At 53.2% G+C, this 18896-nt stretch carries 21 protein-coding genes; 12 read left to right on the top strand and 9 right to left on the bottom strand.

Annotation, left to right across the window (positions count from 1 at the left end; translation table 11 throughout):
• The first annotated feature begins 162 nt into the window (after positions 1-162).
• The 3 genes from AC4G46_RS27705 (at position 163) to AC4G46_RS27695 (ending at position 2517) form a co-directional block, all read left to right on the top strand.
• Complete coding sequence (locus AC4G46_RS27705; RefSeq protein ID WP_491128994.1) at positions 163-918, top strand: methionine ABC transporter ATP-binding protein; 756 nt, start codon at positions 163-165, stop codon at positions 916-918.
• Positions 918-1580, top strand: coding sequence for a methionine ABC transporter permease (locus tag AC4G46_RS27700; protein ID WP_491125530.1), 663 nt, complete (start codon positions 918-920; stop codon positions 1578-1580). The genes AC4G46_RS27705 and AC4G46_RS27700 overlap by 1 nt, the downstream gene beginning before the upstream one ends.
• 82 nt (positions 1581-1662) lie before the next feature.
• Positions 1663-2517: a MetQ/NlpA family ABC transporter substrate-binding protein gene (locus AC4G46_RS27695; RefSeq protein ID WP_491125529.1), complete on the top strand. Its 855-nt coding sequence runs from the start codon at positions 1663-1665 to the stop codon at positions 2515-2517.
• Between the two features lie 62 nt (positions 2518-2579).
• Here AC4G46_RS27695 and AC4G46_RS27690 read toward each other — a convergent pair whose 3' ends face one another.
• The 5 genes from AC4G46_RS27690 to AC4G46_RS27670 all read right to left on the bottom strand — a co-directional run bounded on the left by AC4G46_RS27690 (position 2580) and on the right by AC4G46_RS27670 (position 7578).
• Complete coding sequence (locus AC4G46_RS27690) at positions 2580-3500, bottom strand: metallophosphoesterase family protein (protein ID WP_491125528.1); 921 nt, start codon at positions 3498-3500, stop codon at positions 2580-2582.
• A gap of 36 nt (positions 3501-3536) precedes the next feature.
• Positions 3537-4340, bottom strand: a complete 804-nt coding sequence (locus tag AC4G46_RS27685) for an HAD family hydrolase (protein ID WP_491125527.1) — start codon at positions 4338-4340, stop codon at positions 3537-3539.
• A 103-nt stretch (positions 4341-4443) separates the two neighbouring features.
• Positions 4444-5790, bottom strand: a complete 1347-nt coding sequence (locus AC4G46_RS27680; RefSeq protein ID WP_491128993.1) for an ABC transporter substrate-binding protein — start codon at positions 5788-5790, stop codon at positions 4444-4446.
• A gap of 31 nt (positions 5791-5821) precedes the next feature.
• A complete protein-coding gene (locus tag AC4G46_RS27675) occupies positions 5822-6658 on the bottom strand; it encodes a carbohydrate ABC transporter permease (RefSeq protein ID WP_491128992.1) in 837 nt (278 codons plus the stop codon).
• A gap of 38 nt (positions 6659-6696) precedes the next feature.
• Positions 6697-7578: a carbohydrate ABC transporter permease gene (locus AC4G46_RS27670; protein ID WP_491125526.1), complete on the bottom strand. Its 882-nt coding sequence runs from the start codon at positions 7576-7578 to the stop codon at positions 6697-6699.
• Positions 7579-7800: 222 nt separating this feature from the next.
• Between AC4G46_RS27670 and AC4G46_RS27665 the strand changes: the two genes are divergently transcribed.
• Both AC4G46_RS27665 and AC4G46_RS27660 read left to right on the top strand, forming a co-directional pair.
• Positions 7801-8364, top strand: a complete 564-nt coding sequence (locus AC4G46_RS27665; RefSeq protein WP_491125525.1) for a GbsR/MarR family transcriptional regulator — start codon at positions 7801-7803, stop codon at positions 8362-8364.
• A 1-nt stretch (position 8365) separates the two neighbouring features.
• Positions 8366-8545, top strand: a complete 180-nt coding sequence (locus AC4G46_RS27660; RefSeq protein WP_491125524.1) for a hypothetical protein — start codon at positions 8366-8368, stop codon at positions 8543-8545.
• A gap of 98 nt (positions 8546-8643) precedes the next feature.
• Here the strand turns inward: AC4G46_RS27660 and AC4G46_RS27655 are convergent, their stop codons facing one another.
• The 4 genes from AC4G46_RS27655 to AC4G46_RS27640 all read right to left on the bottom strand — a co-directional run bounded on the left by AC4G46_RS27655 (position 8644) and on the right by AC4G46_RS27640 (position 13682).
• Positions 8644-11175: an ABC transporter permease gene (locus AC4G46_RS27655; protein ID WP_491125523.1), complete on the bottom strand. Its 2532-nt coding sequence runs from the start codon at positions 11173-11175 to the stop codon at positions 8644-8646.
• A complete protein-coding gene (locus AC4G46_RS27650) occupies positions 11172-11873 on the bottom strand; it encodes an ABC transporter ATP-binding protein (protein WP_491125522.1) in 702 nt (233 codons plus the stop codon). Before AC4G46_RS27650 ends, AC4G46_RS27655 begins: the two co-directional genes overlap by 4 nt.
• A 91-nt stretch (positions 11874-11964) precedes the next feature.
• Positions 11965-12936 (bottom strand): sensor histidine kinase, encoded by a 972-nt coding sequence (locus tag AC4G46_RS27645; protein ID WP_491125521.1) that lies wholly within the window; start codon positions 12934-12936, stop codon positions 11965-11967.
• A 59-nt stretch (positions 12937-12995) separates the two neighbouring features.
• Entirely contained in the window at positions 12996-13682 is a 687-nt protein-coding gene (locus AC4G46_RS27640; RefSeq protein WP_491125520.1) for a response regulator transcription factor, read from the bottom strand.
• 259 nt (positions 13683-13941) lie between these two features.
• Here AC4G46_RS27640 and AC4G46_RS27635 point away from each other — a divergent pair, with 259 nt between their 5' ends.
• From AC4G46_RS27635 to AC4G46_RS27605, 7 genes are all read left to right on the top strand, one after another.
• On the top strand, positions 13942-14244 hold the full coding sequence (locus AC4G46_RS27635; RefSeq protein WP_491125519.1) for a LiaF transmembrane domain-containing protein: 303 nt from the start codon (positions 13942-13944) through the stop codon (positions 14242-14244).
• 54 nt (positions 14245-14298) lie between these two features.
• Positions 14299-14976 carry a PspA/IM30 family protein gene (locus AC4G46_RS27630; protein WP_068725703.1) on the top strand — a complete coding sequence of 226 codons (678 nt, stop codon included), beginning with the start codon at positions 14299-14301 and terminating at the stop codon, positions 14974-14976.
• Between the two features lie 4 nt (positions 14977-14980).
• Entirely contained in the window at positions 14981-15460 is a 480-nt protein-coding gene (locus tag AC4G46_RS27625; RefSeq protein ID WP_221803560.1) for a PspC domain-containing protein, read from the top strand.
• 3 nt (positions 15461-15463) lie between these two features.
• Positions 15464-16168 (top strand): PspA/IM30 family protein, encoded by a 705-nt coding sequence (locus AC4G46_RS27620; protein WP_491125518.1) that lies wholly within the window; start codon positions 15464-15466, stop codon positions 16166-16168.
• Between the two features lie 276 nt (positions 16169-16444).
• Positions 16445-17092, top strand: coding sequence for a cell wall-active antibiotics response protein LiaF (gene liaF, locus AC4G46_RS27615; protein WP_491125517.1), 648 nt, complete (start codon positions 16445-16447; stop codon positions 17090-17092).
• A 61-nt stretch (positions 17093-17153) separates the two neighbouring features.
• Positions 17154-18167 (top strand): sensor histidine kinase, encoded by a 1014-nt coding sequence (locus tag AC4G46_RS27610; protein WP_491128991.1) that lies wholly within the window; start codon positions 17154-17156, stop codon positions 18165-18167.
• Between the two features lie 16 nt (positions 18168-18183).
• Complete coding sequence (locus AC4G46_RS27605; protein WP_068725710.1) at positions 18184-18834, top strand: response regulator; 651 nt, start codon at positions 18184-18186, stop codon at positions 18832-18834.
• The last annotated feature ends 62 nt before the right edge of the window (positions 18835-18896 follow it).

Here is an 18896-nt window from a genome sequence, read left to right as displayed (position 1 = left end):
CCATAGGTCTGATATATCATTTTAAAAATAAATGATGACACAGTGAAGGTTATGCCTTATTATTTAAAGAGATTTTTAATAAAACAGTTTTAAAATAGTTGTAGTACACTTTACGGGGGAACAAGCTTTATTATCAGCAGGTCCGGAGAGGGGCGGAGTACGATTTTAGTGCTGAGCGGAGTAAGTAAGAGCTTCGAACTGAAGGAAGGCAGTCACCACGCGGTCCGGGACGTATCGCTTACAGTAAAACCTGCTTCAATCCACGGTATTATCGGGGCAAGCGGAGCCGGCAAGTCGACGCTGCTGCGCCTGATGAATCTGCTGGAGCGACCTGATAAGGGCACTGTAACAGCAAGCGGCAAGGAGCTGACAGCATTAACAGAGACAGAGCTGCGCCGGGAGCGGCAGAAGATCGGGATGATCTTTCAGCATTTTAACCTTGTCGCCAATGCTACTGTCAGCCGCAATGTGGAGATACCGCTCGAGCTGGCACGTGTGCCGAAGGGAGAACGCCGGAAGCGGGTCGCCGAGGTGCTCGATTTTGTCGGCTTGACCGACAAAGCAGAGCAGTATCCGGCCCGGCTCAGCGGAGGGCAACGCCAGCGGGTAGCGATTGCCCGCGCCCTCGCGAACAGCCCGCAGCTGCTGCTGTGCGACGAGCCGACCTCCGCGCTGGACCCGGTGACTACGGCGGATATCCTCGGCGTGCTGAAGCATATTAATTCCGTGCTCGGCGTTACGATCGTGATCGTCACCCATGAGCTGGATGTCGTGCGCAGCATCTGCACTGAGGTATCCGTCATGCAGGACGGAAGAATCGTGGATGCCTTTTCCCGCGAGGAGCACGGGTTCCTTCCTCCTTCGGGGCATTCCGGCTCCTACCGCGAGCAGATTACCGGCAAGGCAGGTGGGCGATAATGTGGGAAAGCATGCTGAAATACCAGGATCTGATGTGGCAGTCAATCGGAGAGACCTTTGTCATGGTCGGAATCTCCATCCTGGCAGCGCTACTGGTCGGGCTTCCGCTGGGTACACTGTTGTACTTCTGCCGCAAGGGCCAGCTTTATGAGAACCGGAGCCTGTCGCTGATGCTGAACAGTATCGTTAACGTGGTCCGCTCCTTCCCGTTCCTGCTGCTGGTGGTGGCGCTCATTCCGGTGACCCGCTTCCTGGTTGGAACGTCCATCGGAACATTGGCCTCGACGGTGCCTCTGTCCGTGGTCGCCATTGCCTATTATGCACGTCTGGTGGAGCAGTCCCTGCTGGAGGTTCCCAGAGGGACGATTGAGGCAGCCTTGTCCATGGGATCATCGAAGCTGGAGCTGATTTTCAAGTTCTTGTATGTAGAAGCGCGGTCGGGACTGGTGCTCGGACTTACGGCCTCGACGATCAGCTTTATTTCGTTTTCAACGGTCATGGGTGTCGTGGGAGGCGGGGGTGTCGGCGATTTTGCCATCCGTTACGGGTACCAGCGGTTTGAGACGGAAGTGATGGCCTACGCCATCGTCGTTATGATTGTGCTCGTGCAGCTGATCCAGTTCACCGGAAGCACGGTGGCGAGACTGCTGGATAAGCGCTGATTTAAGGAAAGACTGAAGTCGGAATGTGCAGGCTGTACTATTTTGAAATCCAAATATAAACACCGGGGGTTATTGAAAAACAATGAAAAAGTCCATGATTGCGATGCTGATGCTGTTCGTCCTGATTGCCGCAGGCTGCGGTAACAACACTAACAATGCTCAAAATGCCGCTGAAGCTACGGAAGCACCGGCAGCAACGGAAACAAGCACCGAGCCCGTAAAAATCAAGGTAGCGACACTGATTCCCCCGATGACCGATATTCTTGATATTGTAAAACCTCTGCTGCTGGAGGATGGAGTAGATATGGAGATCGTTGTGCTGTCCGACAATGTGCAGCCGAACGAGGCACTGGCGAACAAGGAAGTGGACGCAAACTTCTTCCAGCACGTGCCTTACATGACGCAGTTCAATGAGAGCAAGGGCTCGAAGCTCGTTCCGGTACAGCCTGTGTATGATGCAATCTACGGCGGCTATTCCAAAAAGTACAAATCCATTGAAGATCTGCCGGAAGGCGCGAAGCTGGTAATGGCCAATGACCCGTCGAATATCGGACGTTCGCTGCAGATGTTTGCCGACGCCGGTCTGATCAAGCTGAAGGATGGAGTAGGCATCACAGCAACCCAGGCGGATATCACCGAAAATCCGAAGAACTTCAAGTTTGAGGAAGTCGATCTGCTGATGCTGGCCCGGATGATGGATGACGGCGACCTGGTAGCAATGACCCCGGCGTACGCCAGTCCGCTCGGCCTGACCCCGAAGAAGGATGCGCTGATTACCGAGCGTGAGGATTCCGAATTTACAATTACTCTTGTGGCCCGTGAAGACAACCAGGATTCCGATGCCATCCAGAAGCTGGCGAAGCGGATCAGCGGCCCGGAAGTGAAGAAGTTCCTGGAAGACAATTATGCTGAGATTGCTCTGCCGGCTTTTGAATAATAAGCATTAAAAATAGACAGTATTTCATCCGGAAACGAATGAGATACTGTCTTTTCTATGAGTTAGCCCATTGTTTTCAGCAAAACAGGAACCTCAAAGCATGCCGATTCAATCCACGTTCCAGTGGTAAAATCGCGTCCGCGCACCAGCACCTTGTCCCTGAACACTTCTACATACAATCCCTGGCTGCCGTCGATGTGCACATCCTCATTGTTCCAAAGATAGGCTACCGAGGCTGCATTGAACATCGTGGCCGTCTCCCCGTTACCGGGGAACATCGTATGCTCTGATTCCAGCTCCCAGTGGGTATGGCCGGTAAACAGCAGAGTCTGCGGGAATCTGTCCAAAATAGCGCGTAGCTCCTTGTCTTGTGTTACCCCGTACCATTCCTGCGCTTCAAGTGAGCCGGCTACGGTGTTCATCAGCGGCTGATGCAGGAAGAGGAAGACCGGCTGTTCTGCTGCAGCAGGTCCGCCGTCAGGCCGTTCGCCTAGCTTCTGCTCCAGCCACTGGAGCTGTTCTTCTGACAGACTGCAGAAAATCGGCAATCCTTCTTCGGTTCCCAGGAAAATAAAATGATACCCGCCGATCCAGTGATCGTGATAAGGTCCCGGCGAACCCATACGGGAGGTATACATCCCGAGGCGTGATTCCCAATCGCCCAGCCGGGCCTCCGCCAATTTCGGCTGCCAGTGGCCGATGCCGACATCGTGATTGCCCAGCGTATAACGGATTTCCGGCAGAACCGTCTGGTATTGGCCGAGAATCCGCTGAACCTCTGCATATTCCTCCGGGAAGCCGTGGTCGGTAATGTCGCCAACGTGCATGATTCCGCTGCTGCCTTGGGCATGGATAGCCAGATCCTGCAAGGCTAGTTCAAAGTTCCGGTTATACTCATGGGCAGGGTCAGCGGTGACATGGGTGTCGGTAATAATCTGAAAGGTGAGCAGCGGCGTTTCTCCGCCCGTTAACTTGGTCTCCATCTGCAAAGACTCGCCTCCTTGAGTATGATTTCTTATTTATTGAAAAGCCAGCTCCTCATAAGACTGCACAACGGCATCGGCATCAGGCAGCAAATGATCAAGCAGCGCTTTGCCTGAAGAATCCCCCGGCACAGCAGTTACGGCGTGCGGTGCAATGGAAACCGCAACAGCCGCACCCGCCGCCTTGGCCATGCGCATATCGCCGTTCGTGTCCCCGATTACGGCGGAAGCGGAAGGCTGCACCCCAAGCTGCCTGCAGGCCAGCAGAGCCATATCCGGGAACGGCTTGCCGCGCTCTACCTGATCGGTGCCGATTACGGCCGAGAAATAATGGCGGATGCCGAGCCAGCGGAGATGCTTCTCCGCGGCTTCGGTATCATCCGCCGTCACCACGGCCATCTTTACGGCTCTGGCTGCGCACTCGTCCAGGAAGCGGAGCAGGCCGGGCAGCGGAAGGACGGGGCGGCTATGCTCCAGCATAGCGTCCGCCTCCCGGCGGCAGGCTTCCACCAGCTCCATAGACGCTGCCCAGGAGAGGCCCAGCAGATAGCCCTGCCAGGCAAGGATCGCATACAGGTCATTCATCGTACCCATGGCGAGCGGACCATTGCGGTCGTAGCCGGTAATCCGGCCCTCACCGTTATGGACCGTTCCCAGCAAATTGTTCAGGTAGGGCTCAGGAAAGGTAAGGCCGCGCAGCTTCAGCTGCCGGGTAAAATGCGTAAGCAGGCATTCACTCCAGCTTCCCCAGAGGGAGACGAAGTCGAGCAGGGTGCCGTCCTTGTCAAACAGGATTGCGGATATGTCGTAATTCCCCTGCGGGGTAACCAGCTCAGGCATGGCTGCGGCCTCCTTCATAGTAAATTCACGTCATTTATGATTCATATCGTAGTATATTTACGGGATTAATCACCGGATGAAGCCAGTCCGTTCCGACCCGCAATTACTTCACCTTATCCAGTGCAGCCTGTGCAGTTTCCTGTGCTTCTTTGAGCGCTTCGGCAGCCGGAATGTTTTCGATCTGCACCTTATCTGCAGCGATTTTCAGTGCATCATTAATTTTGCCGCCCGTAGGGTCCTGGAACGGAGCGGAGGCATGGGAGGCCTGCTGCAGCGGGATTTTGATCTGCGGGTTGGTCTCGCTGAACGAGATGAACGCCGGATCTTCCAGTGCAGACTGACGGACCGCAATGTATCCGGTGTTGATCGACCAGAATGCGGTATTCTCGGAATTAGTAAAGTAAGCCAGCCATTTCAGCGCGGCCTGTTTCTCTTCATCGCTTGCTTTGGCAGGGATACCGGCCTGAATAGCTTCAGCTACCGGTTTGCCTTCGCCGACTCCGGCCCAGCCGGGCTGTTCCATTGCCGCTACGATGCTGAAGTCCAGATCGCCCTGGTCACCGCTGGAGCCGGTATAGCCGGCCGCCTGGCCTTTCATTACGTCATCAATCGTTTTGTACCAGTACTCCCAGCCCTGTCCGCCGGAATGAATACGCATGATCTGGTCTTCATGAATCCATTTGCGGAACAGATCCCACGTTTCGCTCCATTCAGGGGAGTCGATAGTAACGGTCTTGCCGTCTTCGCTCAAAATGCTGCCGCCCTTGCTCAGCACCGCATCGATCATATTGCCGGAGCCCCACATCGGCTCCCAGCCGTAAACGCTCGTTTTACCGCCTTCTTTAACCGTCATTTTCTCGGCTGCTGCAGCGAGATCCTCCCAGGTCTTGATCTGGCTGGCATCAATGCCGATCTTCTTAAAAGCATCCTGACGGTAATACATCACCTGCGTTGTGCCGTACATCGGCAGGAAATACTGCTTGCCGTCCACCTTGCCCTGGTTCAGGAAGGTCTGGACGAAATCCTCCGGCTTGAAATCCGGCTGTGCCGCAATCAGCTCATCCAGCTCGGCAAAATAGCCCTTGCGCGCCCAGTCCACATTGGAGGACAGCACGGCTGCCGGAACCTGTCCGGTAGCAATCGCCGCCTGGAGCTTCTGCTGGGTTTCGGTATAATCCGCCTGCACGATGCCTTTAACGATAACCTCCTGCTGGGAGGCATTGAATTTTTGAATGAGTGCTTCCATATTTTCGCCCAGCTTGCCGCCGAGGCCGTACCAGAATTCAATGGTTACCGGTTCGCTTTGGGCGGCAGGAGCTGCTGCGGAGGGAGCTGACGATGCGCCGCTTGCCTCTGTAACCTGATTGGCAGCGCCGTTTGCGCCGCAGGCTGTTAGTACAGTCATACCGGCAATCATGGATAGTGCGGACAACCTTTTCAATACGTTCATCATCATTCTCCTCTTAATAAAAAGTAGTATTTTAGCCTTTACTGGAGCCTGCCGTCATGTTGACACTTTGCATAATTGTTTTCTGTGCCAGCACAAAGACAAGCAGCAGGGGGGCGATGGTGAAGGCGCTGGCGGCCATGATTAGCGGCCATTTCAATCCGTAAGCACCTCCTTCCACGAAGAAGCTGCGAAGACCGGCTGAGACCAGCTGCAGGGCAGGGTCCTTGGTAATCAGCATCGGCCAGAAATAATTGTTGTAATGATCGATGAAGGTGATCAGTGCCATTACGGCAAAAGAGGACCGGGTCACCGGCACCAGCACCGTCCACAGAATCCGCATATGCGATGCCCCGTCCACCTCACCGGCCTCGACCAGCTCGTGGGATACCTGCAGGAAGGCCTGCCGGATCAGGAAGATCGCAAAGACGCTGACGCAGTTGGAGAGAATCAAGCCGCCGTAGGTGTTGAGCAGATTCAGCTCGGACAGCACAAGATAGCTGGGCAGGTAGACTGCCGTAGCAGGCACCATGTAACCGAACAGGATGACTCCGGAAAAAACACCCTTCAGGCGGAATTTCATATGGGTCAGCGCATAAGCCATCATGCCGGAATTAAAAATCTGCAGGATGACGATGCTTCCGGCGACCAGAATGCTGTTGCCCATATATCTGGCGAACGGCGCTTCATTCCAGGCCGCGGCAAAGTTACCCCAGAGCGGAGCCGCAGGCCAGAGCGTAGGCGGGGAGGCCCAGATTTCATCATTGGTTTTCAGGGCGCTGGTGACCATCCAGTAGAACGGGAAGGCCATCAACAGCGCCAGTACAGCGAAAAAAGCATGGCGGGCCGGTCCGCCCAGCCGGGAGAGCATACTCGTGCGCAAGTGGAAAGACCTCCTTATATAACGGTTTATTGATAGTGCGTCGTCCGTCTGCTGATGCTGAGCGACAGCACCGACAGCAGCATACAGATGAATACCAGTACTACAGCCACACTGGAAGCCTCGCCGATCTGGAACGACTCAAAGGCAGACTGGTAATACAGGTACAGCAGCGTACGGGTTGAACCGGACGGGCCGCCTTGTGTCAGTACATTAATCTGGTCGTAGGCCTGCAGCGCCTGAACCATCTGCACCACGAACAGGAACAGCGTGGTCGGTGAGATCAGCGGCAGTGTGATCCGGATGAATTTTTGCACAGCCCCGGCCCCGTCAAGCTCGCCTGCCTCCAGCAGATCAGAGGGTACATTCCGCAGAGCTACAAGATAGAAGATCATCGCCCAGCCCGCCGATTTCCAGACGGTTACGAGCAGTACACCCGCAAGTGCCCAACTGGGATCCTGCAGCCAGCCGATCGGTTCAAGGCCGAGAAAGTCCAACACTGTATTGGCCAGTCCGACTTCTGGCTCGTAGATCCAGGACCAGACGATCGAGACAGCGACAGTCGGCGTAACCCATGGCGAGAAGAGCAGCGCCTGATAGAGTCCGGAGCCTTTCAGCTTGCGGTTCATCAGCAGTGCCAGCCCCAGGCCAATGGCGATAACCGGCAGCACACTGCCGATGCAGAACAGTACAGTGACCCGCAGCGCTTTGTAAAAAGCCGGATTGCCAAACAGGTCGATATAATTCTGCAGCCCGACAAAGGTTTTGGTTGGACTCATGAAATCCCATTCTGTAAAGCTGAGATACAGCACATAGATCAGCGGTGCCAGCCAGAACAGTACAAAGGGTATCATCGCCGGCAGCGTAAAGAGTACGGGCTTTAAACCGCTAATTAACTTATTTTGTGTCATTTTTGTTCCGATACCCCATTCCGTCAGCTTAGTTTTGCGGTATAATGCAGGTGAATATGTCCTCTGTTCAAAAAAAATTGTACACTGGACAAGTCAGCGTGTGGTCAACCGGAAGTAAAGCAGGCTCGGAAATTGTGTAAAATTTGTTGGAATTCACCCCGCTTATTCCCGTTTTATGTAATGCTAAGGCAACAAGACTAATGAAAAGTGAAGGTGCAGCGAATGAAGCAGGCCGCATTTGGTGAAGACAACGGGCAGCTATCTCCACGGGAGCAGCTGCTGCGCAGGGTGATTGATGCAATCGCGCAGACGATGGATTTGTACGGGGCCAATTATTCCTTTGGACAGCTGTACGGGATTATGTTCTTTGAGGACAAGCCGATGACGCTGGAGGAAATGAAGCACGTGATGAATATGAGCAAAAGCAATATGAGCTACGGTGTGCGTTCCCTGATGTCCTCGCAGATGGTAACCAAGCTCGAAGAGAAACGGGAGCGGAAGGATCTGTATGTGGCGGAGACGGATTTTTTCCAGGCGTTCCGGAACTTCTTTACCCTGAAGCTGCAGCGGGAGATTGATGTGATGCAGGAGGCGATGGGGGCGGTGATTCCGCAACTGGAGGTATTGATGCAGGCGGGAGATACGCCCGAAGAGGAGAAGCTGTCCTGCAGCCGGGACCTGGAGAAGCTGCGTCATGCAGCGGAGTATTACCGCTGGCTGCAGCAGTTTGTCGACGGCCTGAAGAACGGGGAGATGTTCGGCGGACCGGGTGGGGAGCAGCGTTGAGTTGCATGAAGGGCGTCTCAGTGATCTGGTTCCGCTGGCTCGGTTCCTGAGCGACGAGGTCCTGAATAAGTGCGCCCGGAAAGTGATCAGCAGCGGTAAACGGAGTGATTTGACGCCGCTGCTCCCTTTTCTAGAGAGCGATACCGTCGATAAGATCGCATTGCAGATGATGACCGAATGACCTGACCGTCTAACAAGGGCGGCTTGAATATGCCGGAATCACCAAATAACAGCAGGCAGACCCGTAATCATACGGATCTGCCTGTTCCATTATTTCCGCTATTCCCCCTGCCGCAGCCGTTCAATCAGCGTATTCTTACTCAGTATCCTGTACGAGCTCAGGGTCACCGTGTAAGCAATGACAGCCAGCACCGGGATGACCAGCACAAAGGGCAGCCAGCTCATGCGGAATACGGTAAAAGCCGTGTTGCCCGCAATGCTCTTGGCAATGTTATAAGTGAGAAAGACACCAAGGGTTGAGGTAATGGCGGTGGTCAGAAGGACATTGTACAGCCCCTCATAGATCAGCATTTTTTTGAGCTGCCGCTTGGTCATACCGATGCTCTCCAGCAGGGCGAATTCATTCCTCCGTATAATAACACCCGTAACGACTGTATTGATATAATTCAGGATGCCGATCAGCGCAATGACGAAGCTCAGGCCATAGCCGATAATCTGAAAAATCCGGATAAATCCGTCCAGCTCCTCCCGGTAATCCTCTCTCGATTTAACCACCAGCTCATCACTGGAAGCGGCCAGAGATTTGGCGGCCTGTGTTGCACTGTCCAGCTTGTCCGGGTCAATATGCAGCGTTGCTGACAGCGCCCATGGCGGGTTGGTCCCCGCAGGCAGCTCTCTGGTTAATTCGGATGAGGGGAAGAACGCATTGAACCCGTACGTTGAGAAAGACTGGGTCGTCGCAGCATAGAGCGCATCGTAATTCATTACAGCCATGACCTCATAGCTTTTGCCCAGATTTTTAAACTCAATCATATCACCGGGATGATAGTAAGAGGTATAAGTATCTTCCCCCCGCATGTTGGCTTGAGCCACCAGTATATAGTCCCCGGAAGCGAATTTCTTCGGATTGAATCGGCCTTCGATAACATCTTTCTCTACCAGGCCGTACCAGCCGGGATCGATGCCATACAGACTAAGATGAACAAGATTATTCTCCAGCAGGCTTGTAAGATAAGGCTCCTTCGGCTCTGTCTCTGACAAAGGCTGCAATACAGCACGAATTTTCTCATCCATATCATGAATATCATAATAGTAGTAAACCTTCTCCACGCTCTCCACGCCGTCAATCCGCGCCAATTCACTGCTGAATGCTTCCGAGAGCTTATAAGGATCGCCTGGGCGCTCCCCCTCATATGTTTCAATTTTCTCATTACGGATCACCACATCCCCGGAAAGAAACGAGCTAAGATACTTATTCACATCAAGCGAAGCTATCACCGTAAAAATAATACTGAACAGCACAATGCTCAAGGAGAGGGAGGTCAGCATGAGGGTGAGCTTCTTTTTGCTGCGGAACAGGTTCGTGAAGGCCATGACATGCAGCCGGCCTCCGCGCTTCGAGCGTTTGTTCATCCGCCGCGTTGTCTGTACGCCCGTATACCTGACCGCTTCGACAGGTGCAATCCGCGCGGCCATCCGGCCAGGCTTACCTGCGGCAATCCATACAGTCAGATAAGCGAACAGGGCGGCTCCAATGAAAATCCAAGGGCTGGCGGAATAAGCGGCTTCCATAGGCTCACTTGAAAAGGTGTTCATCATCGGCGTAAGCAGCCGTCCGATTATATAGCCTGCAGCGAGGCCGAAGGGAAGCCCGATCAGATACAAGACCTGTGATTGTATTCTGATGATCCGTTTGAGCTGCCTTGGTGTCGTCCCGATCGCTTTGAGCAGACCGTAGAACTTCACATCACGCACAACCGATATGTAAAAAATATTATAAATCAGCAGATACCCGCTCAGCATAATAATGAAGACGACAGCTACATAAGGCACAAATTCAATAAGATTGTCGGATAGGGAAGAGGTCGTATAAGCCCAGTTGATCCCGATGGGTCTGTCTATACCCGTATCAGCAAGTACTTTATCCAGCTTTTTTTCAATATTGACTGCGTTCTTGAACATTACGCTCATCTCTGCGGTGTTTACATAGGAGCCGCTGGCTTCAGACTCTGCCGGATCGATCCCTGATATGTTTTGTTGCACCCATGCATCGGAGACAAAGGCCAGCCCCGCGATCGCCAGATTTTTATCCGCTTCATAATAGCCTGACACGACAAAATCCTGCTTAAGAACACGCTCAGTAATATCAATGTCCAGCTGTATCCGCTCACCAATTGCATGTTTTATACCTAGCTTATCCAGCACCCAGGTGCTCAGCACAACCTCATTCTCGGCTTCCGGCAAACGCCCCTCAATAAGATGAATAAAACCATGCCTGGCATAGGCTTCATCAATCTGCTTAACCTCTACCGGACTGTCCCGGAACACTTCGTTCCGCAAGATCCCGGCATTCAGCGAAACGCTGTATTCCTTAATGCTGGGATGCTCCTTTAAAATCTCTATCTGCTCAGGACTCACCCGTTTGAAGCCGCCGTGAAAATCACTGCCGACCGTCCTCATCATCGTTAATTCCATCGACTTGTTAAGGTTCATCGCCATGGTGAAAATCGAGGTGATCAGCAGTGTCGTCAGTACGACAGCACAGATGACAGCCAGGTTGCGCAGCGGATTGGCCCGCAGGCTTCGTAGTGAGAGGCGGGTTACGATTTTACGGTTATTGTTAGCAATCATAATGTCTTAGCTCCGGCCGATGCTGCGTTCCCGGATACAATGCGCCCGTCCTCAATGCGGATAATCCGGTCAGCCATCTGGGCAATGGATTCGTTGTGCGTAATCATAACAATGGTCTGGTTGAACTTTTCGCTCATCTGCTTCAGCAGGATCAGCACTTCCTGGCTTGTTTTGCTGTCGAGATTGCCTGTCGGCTCGTCCGCCAGAATAATCGAAGGCTTGGTAGCGAGCGCTCTGGCAATAGCGACCCGCTGCTGCTGACCGCCTGAGAGATTAGAAGGGAGAGAATGAATTTTGGACTGCAGGCCCAGCGCCTGAATGACCTCATCCAGATACGTCTGGTCGATACTGCCGCCGTCAAGCTGGATGGGAAGCGTAATATTTTCAAGCACACTAAGGATCGGCACCAGATTATAGCTCTGAAACACGAACCCGACCGAGCGGCGCCGGAAAATTGTCAGCTTTTCATCACTCATCGCAAAAAGCTCGTTTCCGTCCACCGTAACCTTGCCTTCCGTAGGCCGGTCCAGACCGCCCAGCATATGCAGCAGGGTGCTTTTTCCGCTGCCGCTGGTGCCGACAATGGCGACAAAATCCCCTTTTTCTACCGTCAGGGATATATCATCCAGCGCTTTTACCGTTGTCTGCGGATCTTTGCCGTAATATTTCTTCAGGTGCAGGGTGCTTAAAATAGGCATTTGCATATCTCCTCCATCATTTGTGGTTGTCCTCTAAGATAACAGACCATTCTAACCGGACAGTGTCTGAAATCTGACGGAATTGACACATTCAAAGCTGAGGGAGATAGATCGTAAGCCTGCTTCCCTGACCTGGCTGCGATGCTGCTGTGATGTAGCCGCCCTGGATACTGATGATTTTTTGCGCCAAAAAAAGTCCGATCCCGATCCCCTCATAATCCCCGGCGTTATGCCCTCTATAGAAGCGTTTGAAAATATGCTCCAGCTCGTCCTCCGGAATCCCGATTCCCGTATCGGTAACCTCAATCCTGGTGAACATTTCATTGCCCTCCGCTGCAATCCGGATACTGCCGCCCGGCTCCGTATATTTCACAGCATTCTCCAGCAGATTGAACAGCGCTTCGCTGGTCCATTTATGATCGTGGCGGGCTGACGTAAGAGGGGCGCATTCAATGGTAATGCGGATGTTTTTATTGCTGGCGCGTGTATACAAATGTGAGAGGGCACTGGTAACCGTTGCTGTAACCGGCCTTACCTCACTCTTGAGATTGATCATGCCCGTCTCCAGCCTCGATAACTTAATCAATGAGGTAATCAGCCATTCCAGCTTTTCCGATTGGGCCTCGATCTGCTGCAGCAGCTGCCGGGTGTCCGTGCTCAGATCCGGTGTTTCCGCAACTAGCTGACTGTAGAGCAGAATGCTTGCAAGGGGTGTTTTGGTCTGATGCGAGATGTCGGAGATCAGCTCCTTGATCATGTTCTTTTCGGCTGCGAGGTTATGCTCGTTCGCCTTCCCCACTTCAATATAGCGCAGGAGCTTATGCTCAAGAGATGACAGCCGGGTCTCGTCAAAAAGGGTCAGTGGCTCTTGCCCGTGAATCGCCCGGTCCACCATTTCATCCACCGTATCCATGAAGCCTGTAATCTGCCGCTGCAGCATACGGTTATATAGTGCACCCGTACCGAGCATGGCAATCAGGAAGAGCAGGGTAAGCTGCAGAAGTGCCGGACTGAACCCTTCCAGAAAAAGAACGGTTGCGGTGTAGCCTGTTAGTAGAAGCACAAATAATGCTGAGAAAATAATAAGGAGCCGTTTATTAGGCCGGATATTACCGTTATTGGTCATAGATACGGCCTTTCTGTCCACATGTACCCCAGACCGTAGACGGTTTTGATGTACCTGGGCGAGGCAGAGTCGTCCTCAATTTTGGAGCGCAGCCGCTTTACGGCCACTGTCAGGGCATTCTCATCCACAAACTCCGCATCCTGCGACCAGATTTTATCGATTAACTGCTCTCTGCTCAAAACGATGCCGGGATTCGAGACCAGGATGTTCAGCAGCTTGAGCTCCGTTTTGCTGAAGGCCAGCGGTTCCTTATGTTTGTAGAATTCCAGTTTCGCGAAATCCAGGCTCAGCGGACCGAACGTAAGGATCTCGTCAGCCTGCGGGGCAGTCCGTTTAAGCACAGCCATCACCCTGGCCCGCAGTACCATCAGGCTGAACGGTTTGGTGATATAGTCGTCTCCCCCGAGGGCGAATCCGGTAACGATATCCGGCTCCATGTCGTTGGCAGTCAGAAAAATAACCGGGACCTGTGAGGTTCTCCGCAGCTGCTCGCAATAGTCCAGCCCGCTTCCGTCAGGCAGATTAATATCCAGCAGGATCAGATCGATCCGGGCTTGGGCAAAAATCTGCTCAGCCATAGCCAGTGTATAGGCCTGCTCAATCCGGAGGCTGTTCTGGGCGAGGGAGAGGGCGATGCCTTTGTTCAGGCTGCGGTCGTCTTCGACGATCAGTAAGGTTTTCAAGGGCAGTGCTCCTTTGAATGGGTCGTATTTGCTTTATGTACGAAAAGGAAGGGGCAGGCTTTACTTCAATATTATGTACAGCGTCATAGGATCACGCAAGCGGGACTGATCACATAAGCGTGGACCGGCAGTCTCCAGTCCGGCGTCCTCCCCGACTAAGGTCCAGTTCATAAAACCGTCCGCGGTCTGTTTTGAAAGTCTGCAGATTACCCTAGAATAAAGCTATAAGAACGAGGTCAACGAAAGGCGGTGAGAAAAAATGCAGAATAGAAAAGGTAACGGACTTGCTATTGTCCTTATCGTGATCGGAGCGGTTATGCTGCTCGGGGTACTGCCCCACCTGATTCAAGGAATTTTCGGAATCCTGTTCCCGGTGCTGTTGGTAGCTCTCGGATACTATGGAATTAAAAGCGGACGCAAAATTATCGGCTGGATCGTATTGTTCATCGGTGTTATGGCTTTGATCTCGAAGCTTTCCTGGATCATCGGACCACTGCTCGGGGTTGCGCTGGTTGTCTGGGGCATCTCGGTGCTGAAGGGCAGAAGCGGCAGAACATACTAAGAATACAGGCAGAACAAGATTACTTAATAAGAAGCAGGGAGGGAACAGGAAATCATGAGTGTTTTTCGCCGCATGAGGGATATTACCGTAGCTAATCTAAATGAACGACTTGAACAAAGCCAGGACCCGGTGAAGCTGATCGATCAGTTCTTGCATTCGACCCGTGAGGAGATCGCTGAAGCAGAACGGCTGTACCAGCAATATGCTGCCCATACCAAGCAGCTGCAGGTGCAGGTGAATCAGGCAACGGCCATGAGAAACAAACGTGAGGAGCAGGCGCTGCTGGCGCTCAAGGCCGGTGAAGACAATCTGGCAAAGATGGCTTTGCAGGAGAAAATCATCCACGAGGAAAAACTGGAGCAGTACAGCGGGCTGCTGGAACAGAGCCAGGGATCGCTGTATGAGCTGGAGAGCCAGCTGAATGAACTGAAGGTTGAATACCAGACGGTGTATAACAAGCGTCAGTACTATGCGGCACGCATGGAGTCGCTGAGACTGCAGCAGCGCATGAACCAGCGGGCGGCTGCATACGGTAACGGCAGCGATGTTCCCAAGATGTTCGGACGGCTTGAAGACCGGATGAACGATTGGGAGCTGGAGGCCAAGAGCCTGCGGGACCTGCGCCGCATGGGCCAGGAATACGCAGTGCAGGCCGGCGAGACCGTAGCAACTGTATTGGAAAGAGAAATGGCTAAGCTCAAGGAGAAGCTTAACAATGGCGGAAAGGAGTAGTGCTATGACCCGGTTGTATCGTTCAACCCGCGACAAGGTAATGACAGGGCTGGCTGGAGGATTGTCCGAGACACTCGGCATTGATTCTACCCTGTTCCGGATTCTGCTGCTCGTCAGCATTCCCTTTACCGGAGGCGCAACCATACTTGTATATTTCATTGCAGCACTGATCATTCCGAAGGAGCCGACGCAGTATAATCCGTTCGGTCCCGGACCGGGGGCACCCGGCGGACCTTATGGCGGCCATTACGGCGGCCCCGGATATGGAAGCGGACCGCAGGGCCCGCATGCACAGGGCGGCTACGGCGGACCTGGCGGACAGCCCGGCTACAACCCGAACCCGGGATATAACAAAGCTAATAGTTATCCCGGCCAGGATTCAGGTCTGGATGCGATGATGAAGGATATCGAGAAGAAGGCACTGCAGAAAGAAGTCGAAGAGCTCAAACAAAAACTTGCTAAATACGAGAAGGGAGAAGTGTAAAACATGGGAGTATTTCAACGGATTAAGGATATGACGAAAGCGTCGGTAAACGACTTGCTGGATAAAGTAGAGGACCCGATCGTAATGCTGAACCAGTACCTGCGCGATATGGAGGCTGAAATTCACGAAGCAGAGGTTACTGTTGCCAAGCAGATGGCCAACGAGCGCCGCATGAAGCAGCGTGTTGAGGAAGCCGCCAAAATGTCCGGACAACGCGCAGCCCAGGCTGAGCTGGCTCTGAAGAACGGACAGGAAGAGGTTGCCCGCAAGCTGCTGGAAGAGAAAATCTACTTCGACCAGAAGCAAACTGAATATGGCGATCTTCACGCCCAGGCAGAAGTGCAGGCCAAAGAACTGGTACAGCAGCTGCATGACATGAAGGATGAGTTCTACAAGCTGCGCAACAAGCGCAACGAGCTGGTATCCCGTGCACAGATGGCTAAGGCCAAGAAGCAGATGTCGCAGATCAGCAGCGTGCATTCCATCGAAAGCGGCAGCGCGTCCCTCGGCTTCCACCGTATGGAAGAAAAGATCATGCAGCTTGAAGCTGAAGCCGATGTTATGCGTGCCCCTTACAGCCCATCCTCCGGCTTGTACAACAAACCGGTTGACGCCGAGAAACAGCTCAAAGTGGAAGAGCAGCTTGCCGCTCTGAAGAACAAATTGAATCCTCCATCTTCACCGTCCCTGGACAAAAAAGAAGATTAATCCCTGTTCCTAAAAAGCAGGCGGATATGATATGCTGAACAAGGTAAAAGCCATACGGTATGGGTCACCATACCGGTATGGCTTTTGTAGCGGGATACGGTATACCGAATCATTATTGGCGGATTACAGGTATTTTAACGTTGAATATAAAGCAGAGGGACCTGATTCCTCTCTTATGTTATATAGTTTAGGTTTACGAAGACAGTTTTGCTCCGCAAAACTTAGCAAATGCTTACGAAGTTAGTTTTGCTTCGCAAAACTTTTAGGAGGTGCGCTATGGATAAACGGAACCGTTTGATTGCCATCGGACTGATTGGCGTGGGCTGCTTGATGATATTTGGCAAATGGATCGGATTTTTCTCCGTTGTCGCGCTCCTGTTCCTGCTGCTCGGGATATACCGCACAACCTCAGGCAAAGTCAAGCAGGGCTACAAGCTGCTGGGAATTGGCGCAGTACTGCTGCTGCTGGATCATCTGCTGCTGGTGCTGGGCATCTGCCTGATATCGCTCGGCGTGTTCTATGTCAAATCGAAACGGCTGCAGCAGGGCAAAGCGTTCATGCAGAAGCAGAGCTTCTCCTCCCGTTTTGACTGGGATTTGTCGCCCTGGGTGATGCGGAGCCTGAGTGCGTGGCATGTCCTTGGGGAGGGAGATGTGGATCTTTCACTGGCAATCGCTGAGGATAAGGAAACCATCATGCTATTTCAGGGGATATTCGGGGATATGGATATCCACCTGTCCGATGACTATGGCGTAGAGATTGAAGCCTTTGTGCTGTTCGGCTCGATCGAGTTCGGCAGCCACCGCGATACGGGGATGATGAACCGGCTGAACTGGAAGTCTGCCAACTATGATACCTGCTCTAATAAGGTGAAGTTCAGCATTTCCTATCTGATGGGGGATCTGGATCTAACCAAATCCTGACCGCTGTGTGGTTTGTATTGAGAGAGGGAGGCTCCTGCACGTGGATAAAAAGAACAGCAGCATGGTGACGCGCAGCATGGGTGAAGGAGCTTTATTCTCCTTTGTCATGCTGCTGGTTTTCTTGTACATTATGTATACATATGGTTATTTGAAGCCTTTCGAGAATTGGGAGATTGGAATCCGCACGGCGGTGACGCTCATCCTGCTGCCGGTGGTCTTCGGAGTCGGCTTTGGCTTCTTTCAGAGCTTCCGCTTCAAGCGCAGGCTGGAGCGGCTGCGGGGAACTTTGGTCGCCTGGGAAAAAGGCAACCTTACCCCGGCAATGCCGGTGCTCGGCAGCGATGAGCTGGGCCGGCTGGGCGAGCAGCTTGGCCGGATCAGCGGCAAGTGGGAGAACCAGGTGAACACCCTTCAGCGGCTGTCGACCAACAATGCGAAGCTGGCCGAGCAGGCGCGGGTGTCGGCGATCATCGAGGAACGGCAGCGCCTGGCCCGCGAACTGCATGATGCGGTGTCCCAGCAGCTGTTCGCCATCTCGATGACGGCGACGGCTGTGGGCCGGACGCTGGAGAAGGATTTTGACAAGGCCCAGCGGCAGATTGCCCTGATTGAGGAGATGGCTGCGGTAGCCCAGTCGGAGATGCGCGCGCTGCTGCTGCATTTGCGGCCGGTATACCTGGACGGCAAGGGACTTGAGCAGGGGCTGCAGGAGCTGATCAAAGAGCTGCAGATCAAAGTGCCGATGGAGATTATTTTTGAGATGGACCCGGATGTACAGCTGCTGAAAGGGGTGGAGAATCACCTCTTCCGCATTGTACAGGAGGCCATCTCGAACACCCTCCGCCACGCCAAGGCAGAGAAGATGGAAATCCGGCTGCACCGGCGCGGTGACTCTGTAAGACTGACGCTCAGGGACGATGGCATCGGCTTTGAGATTGATGACAGCAAGCTGACTTCATACGGTCTGTCCAATATGCAGGAGCGGATTGCAGAAACCGGCGGCTCCATACAGTTTATTACGGCGCCAGGCAAAGGGATGCGGATCGAAATTACTGTACCGCTGGTCAATGAATAAGGAGGCAAGGGCAACCATGGAAACAGAAGAAATCAAGGTTCTGCTGGTGGATGATCATGAAATGGTGCGGATCGGACTTGCCGCAGTGCTCGGTACTGAAGACGGTATTGAGGTGGTCGGTGAAGCCGGCAGCGGTGAGGAGGGCATCCGGCTGGCCCAGGAGTACAATCCGGATGTAGTGCTGATGGATCTGGTAATGGAGGGTATGGACGGCATTGAGACAACCAAACGGCTGCTCAAGCTGTATCCGGACTGCAAGGTTATTGTGCTGACAAGCTATCTGGACGATGAGAAAATGTATCCTGTCATTGAAGCCGGAGCGTTCAGCTATCTGCTGAAGACCTCGCGGGCAAGCGAAGTAGCGGATGCTATCCGTGCTGCAGCCAGAGGGCAATCCGTGCTGGAGTCCCAGGTTGCATCCAAAATGATGAACCGCTTCCGCAACAATGCCAAAGCGGAGGCCCCGGCTTACAAGGAGCTTACCGAACGTGAGATGGAAGTATTGAAGCTGCTGGCCCAGGGCAAATCCAACCAGGATATTGCCGACCAGCTGATCATCGGGATCAAGACGGTAAAGTTCCACGTTACCAACATTCTAGCCAAGCTGGGCGTCGAGGACCGGACCCAGGCGGCTATTTATGCGTACAAGAACGGGCTGGCGGAGTAACTTTGGCTGGCAACTATAGGCTAACCTCACCCCTTTCGGCTGTGGTGGCTAAATGGGCGAAA

The organism is Paenibacillus sp. fava2, assembly GCF_058313675.1.
Note: the sequence above shows the minus strand (reverse complement) of the source record. Positions and strands in the feature narration are given on the sequence as shown.